The organism is Streptomyces sp. NPDC045678 (assembly GCF_056432085.1).
On the sequence record NZ_JBWKJS010000003.1, the window covers coordinates 316,536 to 329,197 of the forward strand.

The window sequence follows — 12,662 nt, forward strand, 5'->3', positions numbered from 1 at the left end:
CTCAGCCGAGTGGGTGGGCGGCCAGCAGGTCGCCCAGAGCCTCCTCGTGGGCGGCCGCCGGGCCGAGGGAGAGCTCCAGCTGCTTGGCCCAGGCGTGGTAGCGGTGCAGGGAGTAGTCGGTGTCGGCGCCGAAGCCGCCGTGCAGGTGCTGGGCCGTCTGCACGACCCTGCGTACACCGTCCGAAGCCCAGATCTTCGCGACGGCGACGTCTCCCGCCGTGGGCAGGGCGCCGTCCGCGCCGGTGCTCACGCGCCAGGCGGCCTGCCAAAGGGTGACCTCCATCGAGCGCAGGTCGATGTAGCGGTCGGCTGCTTGCACGGCCACCGCTTGGAACGTGGCCACGGGGTGGCCGAACTGCTCCCGCTTGCTGACGTATTCGCTCGTCATGCGCAGCACGCCCTCGCCGAGACCGAGTGCGAGTGCGCAGGTCCCGGTGGCGAGCAGGTCGCGCAGCCGGTCCCAGGCGCCGTCGGCCTCGATGACATCGGACGCGGCGATGCGCACGGCCGCCAGACGGAGCTCGCCGAGACGCTCACCACTGGTGGAGATCTGCTCGGCGACGGTCAGGCCTTCGTGGGGGCGGGGGACGAGTGCCAGGACGGTGTGACCTTCGGGGGTGTGGGCGGGTACGACCACGAGGTCCGCGTTCTGCGCCCAGGGCACGCCCGTCTGGAGTCCGTCCAGGACCCAGCTGTCTCCGTCGCGCTGCGCGGTGACGGCGAGGTCGGCGGGGTCGTGGCCCGTGCGGCCGTTGGCGGCGACCGTCAGGACCAGATCGCCACGTGCGATCGCGGGCAACACCCTCTGCTTCAACTCGCCGCCGCCGTCGGCCCGGACGGCGAACGCGGCGGCGCTGCACTCCAGAAGAGGGACCCTTGCGAGCACCTTCGCGGACTCGCGCAGCACCAGACAGAGGGCGATGGCGTCCAGGCCCACGCCGCCGTGCTCCGGGTCGATGAGCACGCCCAGCAGGTCGGCGTCGGCGAGCCGGGACCACAGGGCACGGTCGAAGTCCTCGGCGACGGCGCCGGGTGTGAGGGCGGGGCTTGGCACTCCGTCCGGTTCGACGTCCGCGAAGAGTGCCTTCGCCGCCTCGACCACGGCCTGCTGTTCCTCGGTGAAGGTGAAGTCCACTGCCCGTCCTCCCGCGCCCCGGTCGGCCGACGTACCCGTCGCCTCTTCCGCCTCTTCATAACTGACGGTGCGTCAAGATAGAACAGGTTCTAAGGGAAGGGAACAGGCAACGGGGGTCAGCGGTCGAAGTCCAGCTCCACGGTGTCCGTGGCCGGACGGGACTGGCAGGCCAGCACATACCCGGCCTCCGTCTCCTCCGGCTCCAACGCGAAGTTGCGGTCCATCCGCACCTCGCCGGAGACACAGAAGGCCCGGCACGTGCCGCACACCCCGCCCTTGCAGGCGTACGGAGCGTCGGCACGATTGCGCAGCACCGTCTCGAGGAGGGTCTCCCCGGCCTGCACGGGCCAGGTGCCCGAGCGGCCGTCCAGGGTCGCCGTCATCGTGCTGTGCACGGACACCGGCGTCGCGGGGACGGCAGGGACGGCGGCGCCTCCGTCGTCCACGTGGAAGATCTCCTCGTGGACGCGGCGACGCGGGACACCCAGAGCACGCAGCGCCCGACCCGCACCCTGCACCAGGCCGAACGGGCCGCACAGGAACCAGCCCTCGATCTCCGCCACGGGCAGCAGCGCAGGCAGGAGCTGGGAGAGCCGCTCCTCGTCGAGCCGTCCGGAGCCGAGACCCGCCTGCTGCTCCTCGCGGGACAACACGGTGACCAGCTGGAACCGGTCGGGCCACCGGTCCTTCAGGTCCGCGACCTCTTCCAGGAACATCGTCGACGCGGCGGTGCGGTCGCTGCGTACGAGACAGAATTCCGCCTTCGGCTCCCGTTCCAGGAGCGTCGTGACGATGGAGAGCACCGGTGTGATGCCGCTGCCGCCGACGATCGCCGCATAGCGTCCGGGGGCGGGCTCCAGCGTGAACCGTCCGGCGGGCGTCATCACCTCCAGCTCGTCGCCGACGGAGACTTCCTTGAACGCGTACGTGGAGAAGGCGCCGTCCTCGACGAGGCGCACCCCGACGCGCAGGAACCGGGGCTCGTCCGGTGCGTCGACGGGCGGGGCGGTGGAACAGATCGAGTACGTACGCCGGATCTCCGTGCCGTCCGCGAAGCGGCGGATGGCGAGGTGCTGGCCCGGCGCGAAGCGGTACTCCTCGCGGAGCGACGGCGGCACGTCGAACGTCAGCGTCACGGAGTCGTCGGTGAGCCGGTCGACCGCCGCTACCCGGAGCGGGTGGAAGCGGGCCATCACAACTCCTTGAAGTGATCGAAGGGTTCACGGCAGGAGACGCAGCGGCGCAGTGCCTTGCAGGCCGTGGAGGAGAAGCGGCTGAGCAGCTCGGTGTCGGTCGAGCCACAGTGCGGACAGCGGATCGACAGGCTGAGCGGCACGGGCCCGTCCGCCGCGTGGGAACGCGGGGGAGCTATGCCGAACTCGGCCAGCTTGCGACGGCCCTCGGCGCTGATGTCGTCGGTCGACCAGGCGGGGGAGAGCACCGTGCGCACCGCGACCTCGGCCACGCCGTGCTCGTGCAGGACCTGTTCGATGTCGGCGGACATGGCCTCTATCGCCGGGCAGCCCGTGTAGGTGGGGGTCAGCTCGACGTCGACCTTGCCCGGGGCGAGGACCCGCAGGCCGCGCACCACACCGAGCTCGGCCAGCGTCAGCACGGGCAGCTCGGGGTCGGGCACGGAGCCCGCGAGGGCCAGGAGCTCCGCCTCCAGCGCGGTGGGCGCGGTCGTCACCATGACGCCCCCGGGTGGCTGCGGTGCAGGTGCTGCATCTCGGCGAGCATCCGGCCGAACGACTCGGTGTGCAGGCCCTCGCGGCCGGCGCCCGCCGTCCACGCGCCGGTCTGCGGGCCCTGCGGCACGGTCAGGGTCGCCCGCTCGACGACCGTGGTCACCGACGTGGTCCACCGCTGTTGGATGACCTGCCAGTTGGCGTCCAGTCCGGGCACCGGCTTGAACATCTCGCCGGTGAACCGCCACAGGGCGTCCATGCCCGCCTGCATCCGCTGGTGGCTCTCGTCCGTGCCGTCGCCGAGCCGCAGGGTCCACTGCTCGGCGTGGTCCTGGTGATAGGCCACCTCCTTGACGGCCTTCGCGGCCAAGGGGGCGAACGCGCCGTCTCCCGATGCCAACTCGCCGTACAGCAGCGACTGATAGGTCGAGAAGTAGAGCTGGCGGGCGATGGTGTGCGCGAAGTCGCCGTTCGGCTGCTCGACGAGCTGGAGGTTGCGGAAGGAGCGCTCCTCGCGGAGGTACGCCAATTCGTCCTCGTCGCCGGCCATGGACAGCAGCAGGCGGGCCTGGCCGAGCAGGTCGAGGGCGATGTTCGCCAGGGCGACCTCCTCTTCGAGGACGGGGGCGTGCCCGGCCCACTCCCCCAGGCGGTGGGAGAGCACCAGCGCGTCGTCGCCGAGGGCCAGGGCGGGGAGGGCCGGGGCGTCGGTCGAGGTGACGGACGGGGTGGTGGTCGGGGTGGTCACAGGTGCAGGGGAGCTCACAGGTGCTTCACCCCTTCCGGGATTTCGTAGAACGTCGGGTGGCGGTACGGCTTGTCGCCGGCCGGTTCGAAGAAGGAGTCCTTCTCGTCCGGCGACGACGCGGTGATCTCGGCGGACGGCACGACCCAGATCGAGACGCCTTCGCTCCTGCGCGTGTACAGGTCGCGGGCGTTGCGCAGGGCCATCTCCGCGTCCGGCGCGTGCAGGCTGCCCGCGTGGGTGTGGGAGAGCCCGCGGCGGGAGCGGACGAACACCTCCCACAGCGGCCAGTCGGTCGAGCTGCTCATGCTGTCGCCTCTCCGTGCTGTGTGGCCGTGCCCTGCGCGGGCGTCTGCTTGCGCGCGTACGCAGCCGCTGCCTCGCGGACCCAGGCGCCCTCCTCGTGGGCGCGGCGGCGCTGGGTGATGCGCTGGTCGTTGCAGGGGCCGTTCCCCTTGAGGACATCCCAGAACTCGGTCCAGTCGATGGCCCCGAAGTCGTAGTGCCCCCGGGACTCGTTCCACACCAGGTCCGGGTCGGGGAGCGTCAGGCCGAGGGATTCCGCCTGGGGGACGCAGATGTCCACGAAGCGCTGGCGCAGCTCGTCGTTCGAGTGGCGCTTGATCTTCCACGTCATCGACTGCTCGGAGTGCGAGGACTCGTCGTCGGGCGGGCCGAACATCATCAGGGAGGGCCACCACCAGCGGTCCACCGCGTCCTGCGCCATGGCGTGCTGGGCCTCGGTGCCGCGGCTGAGAGCGAGCAACGACTCGTAACCCTGGCGCTGGTGGAAGGACTCCTCCTTGCAGACGCGGACCATCGCCCGCGCATACGGCCCGTACGAACAGCGGCACAGGGGGACCTGGTTGGTGATCGCTGCGCCGTCCACGAGCCAGCCGATCGCGCCGACGTCCGCCCAGGTCAGCGTGGGGTAGTTGAAGATCGACGAGTACTTCTGGCGGCCGGAGTGCAGTTTGTCGAGCAGCTCGTCGCGGCTCGTGCCGAGGGTCTCCGCCGCGCTGTACAGATACAGGCCGTGGCCGGCCTCGTCCTGCACCTTGGCCATGAGGATCGCCTTGCGCCGCAGGGAGGGGGCGCGCGTGATCCAGTTGGCCTCCGGCTGCATGCCGATGATCTCGGAGTGCGCGTGCTGGGCGATCTGGCGCACGAGCGAGGCGCGATAGGCGTCCGGCATCCAGTCGCGCGGCTCGATGCGCTCGTCGGCGGCGACCGCCGCGTCGAAGACGGCCTGGTGCTCCGCCGTGCGCGCGGCGGAGTCCGCGGCGGGCGCAGCCTCGTCCGGCTTCGTGCCCGCCGCCCGGTGTGCGGCTGCTGTCGCCATCTCGGTCCCCCTCGACCTGTGAGCGAACCGCCCGACCGATCGTTCGGTTCGTTGAATTCAATGGTGCGGTCCTCCGCCATAAGGTGTCAACCCTGTGGATAACTTCACGGGCGCTGTGCGCGGCGGGCAGGCCTGAGTACCGTTCCGGCGGCAGGGTCGGTGCGGGAACGGGGAACGGGGCGGAATGGACCGGAACGACGAGGGCTCCGGCGGCGGGGCCGAAGAGGCCGCCGAGCGGCCGGTCCGGGTCGGGATCGCCGGGCTCAGGCTCGGGTACCAGATCGCCGCCGCATGCGCCCTGGCCGTCGTCGCCGCGGCCGCCTGCGTCCACGTCACCATGCTGTTCCTGCACGTCGCGCCCTCGAACACACTGACCAAGCAGCACGGGGACGTGGTCGACGAATGGATCTACCCCGAGTTCGAACAGAACTGGAAGCTCTTCGCGCCCAACCCGCTCCAGCAGAACGTCGCGGTGCAGGCCCGGGCGGAGCTTCGTACGGCTGACGGGGGTGTGCGGACCACCGACTGGTACGGCCTCTCCGCCGAGGACGGCGCCGCCATCGACGGAAGCCTGCTGCCCAGCCACACGCAGCAGAACGAACTCCGCCGCGCCTGGGACTTCTACGTGGGCTCGCACGACTCGCAGAATCGTCCCGTCGGCCTGCGGGGCCAGCTCTCCGAGCGCTACGTCCGCCGCATCGCGTACATGCGGCTCGACCGCGAGGAGCCGGGACGCGAGGGGGACGAGATCGCGCGCGTGCAGCTGCGCTCGAAGACGACCAGCGTGCGGCCGCCGAAGTGGAGCGAAGAGAAGGTCTCCCTCAAGCCCGCCTACCGGGTGCTCCCGTGGTGGACGGTGGAGCCGGACGACCTGCCCCTCTCCGACGGAAATGGGCGCGCGGGCGCCGACACGAAGGACCGTGCAAGCGCCGACACGAAAGGCCACGCGGACGCCGACACGAAAGGCCACGCGGACGCCGACACGAAGGGCCGCGCGGACATCGGCGCGGAGGGGGCTGCCCGATGAGCCGCTTCGAGCACCCGCTGGCGCGCGGCATCAACAACGTCACGGGGGTCGCCCTGGGGCCGTACCAGACCGCGGTGATCCGTATCGGATTCGCCGGCACCTGGCTGTTCTTCCTGCTGCGCGAACTCCCCCACCGCCATGAGATGTACGGGCCCGACGGCCCGTGGAACTGGGACATGGCGCAGCAGCTCATCGCGAGCAACGGCGCCTTCACCGCTCTGATGTGGTCGGACGGGCACCTCTGGTTCGAGATCGTCTACGCGGTGGGGATCCTCAGCAGCGTCCTGTTGCTGCTCGGATGGCACACGCGCGCGATGTCCGTGATCTTCATGATCGGCGTGCTGTCGCTGCAGAACCGCAGCATCTTCATGGGGGACGGCGGCGACAACGTCATCCACCTGATGTCGACGTATCTGGTCTTCACGCGCTGCGGTCAGGTCTGGTCACTGGACGCGCGGCGTGCGGAACGCGCGGGTGAGGACGCGCGGGACCCGGTCGGTCCTGCCGGGCCCGTCCTGTGGTGGGTGCTCGGGCTCGGCCTCTCCGTCGTGACGTTCATGGGGGAGCTCAGCGGCGGGTGGCTGCCGCTCTTCTGGGGACTGTGGCTGGTGCACGGCTTCTGGTGGGCCGTGGGGCGGCGGGCGCCGGAGAGTGAACTGCGGAAGCTGCTCGACGTCGTGGCCAACCTCGCCCACAACGCGGGACTGCTCGTGATCATGGTCGAGGCGTGCCTGATCTACGCGACCGCCGGCTGGTACAAGATCCAGGGGAGTCGCTGGCAGGACGGCACGGCCGTGTACTACCCGCTGAACCTCGACTATTTCTCCCCGTGGCCCGCCCTCTCCGAACTGCTCACGTCCCACGGCATCATGGTGCTCCTGGTGACGTACGGAACGGTCGCCGTGCAGGTGGCCTTCCCCTTCACCCTCTTCAATCGCCGGGTGAAGAACGTCCTGCTCGTGGCCATGATCGTCGAGCACTCCGTGATCGCGGTCATTCTGGGGCTGCCGTTCTTCTCGCTCGCGATGATCGCGGCCGACGCGGTCTTCCTGCCGACGTCGTTCCTGCGGCGGCTCGGCCGCTGGGCGGCACGCGCGCGTGAAGGGGCGGTATCCCGCCTTCCGCTCTCCCGCGGCAGTGATGTGCCGGAACAGCGCTCCGGGGACTCCGAGGACTCAGGGAGCCCCGCGAACTCCGGGGAGTCGGCGAAGTCCGAGGGCTCTGTGGGCTGGGCGCGGGGCGGTGGGGCGCGGGGCGAGGAACCCACCGACCCCGCCCGCGTAGGCTTCACGTCATGAACAGGACGGACGGGGCGGAGCCCGACGGCGCCGGACGCACCTGGCGCGGGCTCGCCGATACGTCCGTGCTGCTCGACGGCTTCCACGCGATCAAGCACGCACTGCGCTTCGGCGCCCGGGTGCAGGTCGCGCTGACCAGTGACCGTTCCGCCGTGCTGTCCCTCGCGGACGAGCTCGCGCCGGACGTGAAGGACGCGCTCGGCGAGCTCCTGACGGAGGTCCCGGACGACCGGCTGCGCGCCCTGGTGCCGCGGTTGCATCCCACGGCCGTGGCCGCCCTGGCGGTACGTCCCTCGCGCGCGGCCAATCTGGAGGCGCTGCGGAGGTCGTCCCGGTCCGCGCCGATCGTCGTGCTCGACGACCCGCGCAACCTGGGCAACGCCGGGGCGGTGATCCGGCTCGCCGCGGGGTTCGGGGCGACCGGGGTCGTGACGACCGGCACGCTCGACCCGTGGCACCCCACCGTGGTGCGGGGCGGCGCGGGTCTGCACTTCGCGACCGCCGTGGAGCGCATGGACGTGGCCGACCTCCCGCCCGGGCCGGTTTTCGCACTCGACGCGGAGGGCGAGGACATCAGGGGCCTGAAGCTCCCGGACGACGCTGTGCTCGCCTTCGGCTCCGAGCGCAGCGGTCTTTCGGCCGCACTGCGTGAGCGCGCGGACCACCTGGTGTCCCTGCCGATGCGCCCGCAGGTTTCCAGCTACAACCTGGCGACGAGCGTCGGCATGGCGCTCTTCCACTGGTCGGCGGTCAGGCCCCCGGGTCCGGAGGCCTGACCCGCCGCACGCCGCGCGTCACGCGTTATGCGAGACGCGTCGGACGTCACGCGTCCTTGCGGATCTCCACCACGCGGAAGCGGTTGGCCACGAACGCGCCGTCGCACAGCGCGGCGTTCGCCGCGGGGTTGCCGCCCGAGCCGTGGAAGTCCGAGAACGCCGCCGTCTGGTTCACATAGACGCCGCCCGTGAGGTTCAGGGACAGCTGGGCGCACTCTTCGAGGCAGGTCTCCTCGATGGCGGCGGAGATCTCCTCCGACGTCGTGTACGCCCCGACGGTCATCGCTCCCTTGTCGCGCACCGTGCGGCGCAGCAGCTCCACCGCGTCCGTCGCCGAGTCGACGGCGACCGCGAAGGAGACCGGGCCGAAGCACTCGCTCAGATAGGCGGCTTCGGCGTCCGGCTTGGCGCCGTCCAGCTTGACGATCACCGGGGTGCGGACGACGGCGTCCGGGAAGTCCGGGTTGGCGATCTCCCGCGAGGGGAGAGCGACCTCGCCGAGGCCCGCGGCCGCTTCGAGGCGGGACTTCACGTCGGGGTTGACCAGGGCGCCCAGGACGCCGTTGGCCCTCGCGTCGTCGCCGAGCAGGCCATCCACCGAGGCCGCGAGGTCGGCGACCACGTCGTCGTACGACTTCGCCCCCGCGTCGGTCCTGATGCCGTCGCGTGGGATCAGCAGGTTCTGCGGGGTGGTGCACATCTGGCCGCTGTACAGGGACAGGGAGAAGGCGAGGTTGGCCAGCATTCCCTTGTAGTTGTCCGTCGACTCGACGACGACGGTGTTGACCCCGGCCTTTTCCGTGTAGACCTGCGCCTGGCGGGCGTTGGCCTCGAGCCAGTCGCCGAAGGCGGTCGATCCGGTGTAGTCGATCAGCTTGATCTCGGGGCGCACGGCGAGCGTCTTGGCGATGCCCTCGTCGGGCCGCTCGGCGGCCAGGCAGACGAGGTTCGGGTCGAAGCCCGCGTCGGCGAGGACCTCGCGGGCGATCCGCACCGTGAGCGCCAGGGGCAGGACCGCGCGCGGGTGGGGCTTGACCAGGACGGGGTTGCCGGTGGCGAGCGAGGCGAACAGCCCGGGATAGCCGTTCCACGTCGGGAAGGTGTTGCAGCCGATCATGAGCGAGATGCCGCGCGCGACGGGGGTGAACCGCTTGTTCAGCGCGATCGGGTCGCGCTTGCCCTGGGGCTTGGTCCACTCGGCGGCGTCGGGGGTGCGGGACTGCTCGGCGTACGCATAAGTGACCGCTTCGAGGCCTCGGTCCTGCGCGTGCGGACCGCCCGCCTGGAAGGCCATCATGAAGGCCTGGCCGCTGGTGTGCATGACCGCGTGCGCGAACTCGTGCGTGCGGGCGCTGATGCGCGACAGGATCTCCAGACAGACCATCGCGCGCACTTCCGCGCCCGCGTCGCGCCAGGCGCGCATCCCGGCGCGCATGGCGGGCAACAGCGTGTCGATGTCCGGGTGGGGGTACGTGATGCCCAACTCCGGGCCGTACGGCGAGACTTCGCCGCCCACCCAGTCGTCCGTGCCGGGCTGGTCGAGGTCGAAGCGGGTGCCCTGGAGGGCGTCGAAGGCGGCCTTTCCCTCGGGCAGGCTCAGGGTGCCGTTCTCCCCGTACGCCTTCGGGTGCTCGGGGTGGGGGGACCAGTACGCGCGCGTGCGGATGGTCTCCAGCGCCTGGTCGAGGGTGGGCCGGTGCTTGGCGATCAGCTGGGGCGCGGTGAGTTCGGCGGCCATGACGGGACCAACTCCTCCTCGGGCAGCTCTTCGTCGAGCTGGCGAGCTGGGCAGGGACGGTGGGCAGGAACGCTCTGACAGAGCTAGAGTAACCGAACGATCGGTCGGGACAAGAGGGTCCGCCAAAGCTGTGGACAACTTCTTGCCGGGCCACCCCGGACCCTGCGGCCGACGGGCCGTGCGGGAGGATCGCGAACATGACAGCACTCGAGTTCAGCAGCGCCGTTGCCGTGGTCGGTACCGGAACCATGGGGCAGGGCATCGCCCAGGTCGCCCTGGTCGCGGGCCACCCCGTGCGGCTGTACGACGCCGTGCCCGGCCGCGCGAAGGCGGCGGCCGACGCGATCGGTGCGCGCCTGGACCGGCTCGTCGAGAAGGGCAGGCTGACCGCCGAGGACCGTGCCGCGGCCGGCCACCGGCTCGCCCCTGCCGAGAGCCTCGCGGAGCTCGCCGACTGCGGTCTCGTCGTCGAGGCGATCCTCGAACAACTCGACGTGAAGCAGCGGTTGTTCCTTGACCTCGAAGAGATCGTCGCCGAGGACTGTCTGCTGGCCACCAACACGTCGTCCCTCTCCGTGACCGCCATCGCGGGCGCCCTGCGCGCACCGGGCCGCTTCGTCGGCCTGCACTTCTTCAACCCGGCGCCGCTGCTGCCCCTCGTCGAGGTCGTCAGCGGCTTCGCGACGGAGGAGACCGCGGCCACGCGCGCGTACGAGACGGCCAAGGCTTGGGGGAAGACCCCGGTGCGCTGCGCGGACACCCCCGGCTTCATCGTCAACCGCATCGCACGGCCCTTCTACGCCGAGGCGCTGCGCCTGTACGAGGAGCGGGTCGCCGGCCCCGCCACGATCGACGCCGTCCTGCGCGAGTGCGGCGGGTTCAAGATGGGCCCCTTCGAGCTGACCGACCTCATCGGCCAGGACGTCAACGAAGCCGTCACCCGCTCCGTGTGGGAGTCCTTCTTCCAGGACCCCAAGTTCACGCCGTCACTGGCGCAGCGCCGCCTCGTGGAGTCGCGCCGCCTCGGACGGAAGTCGGGACGGGGCTGGTACGCGTACGAGGACGACGCCCCGCGCGCGGAGCCGCACACCGCGCCGCCCGCGAAGGCGCCGGAGTCCGTCGCCGTGCACGGCGACCTGTTCCCGGCGGACGCGCTGACCGCCCTCATGAGTGAGGCGGGCATCCGGGTCGGACGAGGCAAGGGTGTCCCCGAGTACCCCGGCTTCATCGAGCTGCCCAGTGGGGCCCGGCTCGCCCTGGCCGACGGCACGGCAGCCGACACCGATGTGGAGCCCACCATCCACTTCGACCTGGCGCTGGACTACCGCGCCGCCACCAGGATCGCCCTCGCCCCTTCGAGCAGGGTCGGCGAGCAGTCCCTGAAGGAGGCGATCGGCCTCTTCCAGGCGCTCGGCAAGAAGGTCAGCGTCATCGGGCACGCCCCCGGCATGATCGTCGCCCGCACGGTGTGGATGCTCGTCGACTTCGCCCTGGACGCCGTAGGGCGCGAGGTCGCGGACGCCGAGGACGTCGACACCGCCATGCGGCTCGGCGTCAACTACCCGCTCGGTCCCCTCGCATGGGGCCGCCGCCTCACCACGTACCGGGTGGCAGAGGCGCTCGACGCCCTGCACGACGAGTACCCCACCGGGCGTTACGCGCCCTCCCAGGCACTGCGGCGCCAAGCCGTGCGAGAGGAGTACTCATGACCACCGCCCGGCGCGACACGTACACCCCGGAGACGCTCCTGAGCGTGGCCGTTCGGGTCTTCAACGAGCGCGGCTACGACGGCACGTCCATGGAGCACCTCTCCAAGGCGGCCGGCATCTCCAAGTCCTCGATCTACCACCACGTGGCGGGCAAGGAGGAGTTGCTGCGCCGGGCCGTGAGCCGGGCGCTCGACGGGCTCTTCGGGATCCTCGCCGAGGAGCACGCGCGCGTGGGCAGTGCGGTGCGGCGTCTGGAGCACGTGACGCGCCGCACGGTCGAGGTGCTGGTCGCCGAACTGCCCTATGTGACGCTGCTGCTGCGGGTGCGCGGCAACACGGACACCGAGCGCTGGGCGATGGAGCGGCGCAGGGAGTTCGACCAGCAGGTGGCGGCGCTGCTCAAGGAGGCGGTCGCCGACGGTGACCTGCGCTCCGACGTCGAACTGCGGCTCGCCACCCGGCTGCTCTTCGGAATGATCAACTCCATCGTGGAGTGGTACCGGCCGGAGAGCCGGGGCGCCGCCAACGGCGAGCAGATCGCCGACGCGGTCGTGCAGCTGGCTTTCGCGGGGCTGCGCACGGACCGCTGAGCCCCGGCCCGGCTGAGTCGCGACCCCCGGCCCGGCTGAGTCCCGGCCCCCGGGCGTGCGCCGCCCCCGGCTAAGCGCCGGGGGGCGCCGAGCCCGGCGGAGGCCAGCTCTCCGGCTTTATGTCGTCCTCCTCGAAGACCAGCAACGTACGCGTGCTGAGTACTTCGGGGATGGACTGCAGTCGGGTGAGCACCAGTTCTCGCAGGGCCCGGTTGTCCGGCGTGTGCACCAGGAGCAGTACGTCGAAGTCGCCGCTGACGAGTGCGATGTGGGACGCACCGGGAAGGGTGCGCAGATGTTCGCGCACCGTGCGCCAGGTGTTTTGGACGATCTTGAGCGTGATGTACGCGGACGCGCCCTGCCCGGCGCGCTCGTGATTGATGCGCGCCCCGAAACCCCGGATGACGCCGTCGTCGATGAGGCGGTTGATGCGCGCGTACGCGTTGGCCCGTGACACATGGACCCGTTCGGCCACGGAGCGTATCGATGCGCGACCGTCCGTGTGCAGGATCTGGAGGATGTCGCGGTCTATGGCGTCCGGAGGGCGCGGATCCGGCATCTGTGGCTCCGTGTGGGCGCCGTCCGGTCCGTCGGCCATTCGTTCAGATGCCATG

The 12,662-nt window shown here is 70.9% G+C and carries 13 protein-coding genes; 5 read left to right on the forward strand and 8 right to left on the reverse strand.

Annotated features, from left to right (window positions below; translation table 11 throughout):
* Position 1: 1 nt before the first annotated feature.
* The 6 genes from AC07DO_RS12375 to paaA all read right to left on the reverse strand — a co-directional run bounded on the left by AC07DO_RS12375 (position 2) and on the right by paaA (position 4,910).
* Positions 2-1,135, reverse strand: a complete 1,134-nt coding sequence (locus AC07DO_RS12375) for an acyl-CoA dehydrogenase family protein (protein ID WP_479059018.1) — start codon at positions 1,133-1,135, stop codon at positions 2-4.
* Positions 1,136-1,251: 116 nt separating this feature from the next.
* Positions 1,252-2,328: a 2Fe-2S iron-sulfur cluster-binding protein gene (locus AC07DO_RS12380; protein WP_479059020.1), complete on the reverse strand. Its 1,077-nt coding sequence runs from the start codon at positions 2,326-2,328 to the stop codon at positions 1,252-1,254.
* Positions 2,328-2,828 (reverse strand): 1,2-phenylacetyl-CoA epoxidase subunit PaaD, encoded by a 501-nt coding sequence (gene paaD, locus AC07DO_RS12385; protein ID WP_479059022.1) that lies wholly within the window; start codon positions 2,826-2,828, stop codon positions 2,328-2,330. Before paaD ends, AC07DO_RS12380 begins: the two co-directional genes overlap by 1 nt.
* Positions 2,822-3,571: a 1,2-phenylacetyl-CoA epoxidase subunit PaaC gene (gene paaC, locus AC07DO_RS12390; protein WP_479059023.1), complete on the reverse strand. Its 750-nt coding sequence runs from the start codon at positions 3,569-3,571 to the stop codon at positions 2,822-2,824. The genes paaD and paaC overlap by 7 nt, the downstream gene beginning before the upstream one ends.
* Before the next feature lie 14 nt (positions 3,572-3,585).
* Positions 3,586-3,876, reverse strand: coding sequence for a 1,2-phenylacetyl-CoA epoxidase subunit PaaB (gene paaB, locus AC07DO_RS12395; RefSeq protein WP_055569192.1), 291 nt, complete (start codon positions 3,874-3,876; stop codon positions 3,586-3,588).
* Positions 3,873-4,910: a 1,2-phenylacetyl-CoA epoxidase subunit PaaA gene (gene paaA, locus AC07DO_RS12400; RefSeq protein ID WP_479059025.1), complete on the reverse strand. Its 1,038-nt coding sequence runs from the start codon at positions 4,908-4,910 to the stop codon at positions 3,873-3,875. Before paaA ends, paaB begins: the two co-directional genes overlap by 4 nt.
* A 184-nt stretch (positions 4,911-5,094) precedes the next feature.
* Between paaA and AC07DO_RS12405 the strand changes: the two genes are divergently transcribed.
* Genes AC07DO_RS12405 through AC07DO_RS12415 form a run of 3 tightly spaced genes read left to right on the forward strand, consistent with a single transcriptional unit; the run spans position 5,095 to position 8,011 of the window.
* On the forward strand, positions 5,095-5,937 hold the full coding sequence (locus tag AC07DO_RS12405) for a DUF5819 family protein (RefSeq protein ID WP_479059026.1): 843 nt from the start codon (positions 5,095-5,097) through the stop codon (positions 5,935-5,937).
* Entirely contained in the window at positions 5,934-7,235 is a 1,302-nt protein-coding gene (locus AC07DO_RS12410) for an HTTM domain-containing protein (RefSeq protein ID WP_479059028.1), read from the forward strand. The genes AC07DO_RS12405 and AC07DO_RS12410 overlap by 4 nt, the downstream gene beginning before the upstream one ends.
* Positions 7,232-8,011, forward strand: a complete 780-nt coding sequence (locus AC07DO_RS12415) for a TrmH family RNA methyltransferase (protein ID WP_479059030.1) — start codon at positions 7,232-7,234, stop codon at positions 8,009-8,011. Before AC07DO_RS12410 ends, AC07DO_RS12415 begins: the two co-directional genes overlap by 4 nt.
* Before the next feature lie 46 nt (positions 8,012-8,057).
* Here the strand turns inward: AC07DO_RS12415 and paaN are convergent, their stop codons facing one another.
* Positions 8,058-9,749 (reverse strand): phenylacetic acid degradation protein PaaN, encoded by a 1,692-nt coding sequence (gene paaN, locus AC07DO_RS12420; protein WP_479059032.1) that lies wholly within the window; start codon positions 9,747-9,749, stop codon positions 8,058-8,060.
* 197 nt (positions 9,750-9,946) lie between these two features.
* On the opposite strand from paaN, the gene AC07DO_RS12425 reads away from it, so the two are divergent.
* Both AC07DO_RS12425 and AC07DO_RS12430 read left to right on the forward strand, forming a co-directional pair.
* Entirely contained in the window at positions 9,947-11,458 is a 1,512-nt protein-coding gene (locus tag AC07DO_RS12425; RefSeq protein WP_479059034.1) for a 3-hydroxyacyl-CoA dehydrogenase, read from the forward strand.
* Entirely contained in the window at positions 11,455-12,048 is a 594-nt protein-coding gene (locus AC07DO_RS12430; protein WP_479059036.1) for a TetR/AcrR family transcriptional regulator, read from the forward strand. The genes AC07DO_RS12425 and AC07DO_RS12430 overlap by 4 nt, the downstream gene beginning before the upstream one ends.
* A gap of 70 nt (positions 12,049-12,118) precedes the next feature.
* Here AC07DO_RS12430 and AC07DO_RS12435 read toward each other — a convergent pair whose 3' ends face one another.
* Positions 12,119-12,646, reverse strand: a complete 528-nt coding sequence (locus tag AC07DO_RS12435; protein ID WP_479059723.1) for an Lrp/AsnC family transcriptional regulator — start codon at positions 12,644-12,646, stop codon at positions 12,119-12,121.
* Between the last annotated feature and the right edge of the window lie 16 nt (positions 12,647-12,662).

Bases quoted from the DNA above. Each gene is read 5' to 3' on its own strand.
- AC07DO_RS12380 (WP_479059020.1), bottom strand. From the start codon at position 2,328: ATGGCCCGCTTCCACCCGCTCCGGGTAGCGGCGGTCGACCGGCTCACC.
- paaD (WP_479059022.1), bottom strand. From the start codon at position 2,828: ATGGTGACGACCGCGCCCACCGCGCTGGAGGCGGAGCTCCTGGCCCTC.
- paaB (WP_055569192.1), bottom strand. From the start codon at position 3,876: ATGAGCAGCTCGACCGACTGGCCGCTGTGGGAGGTGTTCGTCCGCTCC.
- paaA (WP_479059025.1), bottom strand. From the start codon at position 4,910: ATGGCGACAGCAGCCGCACACCGGGCGGCGGGCACGAAGCCGGACGAG.
- AC07DO_RS12405 (WP_479059026.1), top strand. From the start codon at position 5,095: ATGGACCGGAACGACGAGGGCTCCGGCGGCGGGGCCGAAGAGGCCGCC.
- AC07DO_RS12410 (WP_479059028.1), top strand. From the start codon at position 5,934: ATGAGCCGCTTCGAGCACCCGCTGGCGCGCGGCATCAACAACGTCACG.
- AC07DO_RS12415 (WP_479059030.1), top strand. From the start codon at position 7,232: ATGAACAGGACGGACGGGGCGGAGCCCGACGGCGCCGGACGCACCTGG.
- paaN (WP_479059032.1), bottom strand. From the start codon at position 9,749: ATGGCCGCCGAACTCACCGCGCCCCAGCTGATCGCCAAGCACCGGCCC.
- AC07DO_RS12425 (WP_479059034.1), top strand. From the start codon at position 9,947: ATGACAGCACTCGAGTTCAGCAGCGCCGTTGCCGTGGTCGGTACCGGA.
- AC07DO_RS12430 (WP_479059036.1), top strand. From the start codon at position 11,455: ATGACCACCGCCCGGCGCGACACGTACACCCCGGAGACGCTCCTGAGC.
- AC07DO_RS12435 (WP_479059723.1), bottom strand. From the start codon at position 12,646: ATGGCCGACGGACCGGACGGCGCCCACACGGAGCCACAGATGCCGGAT.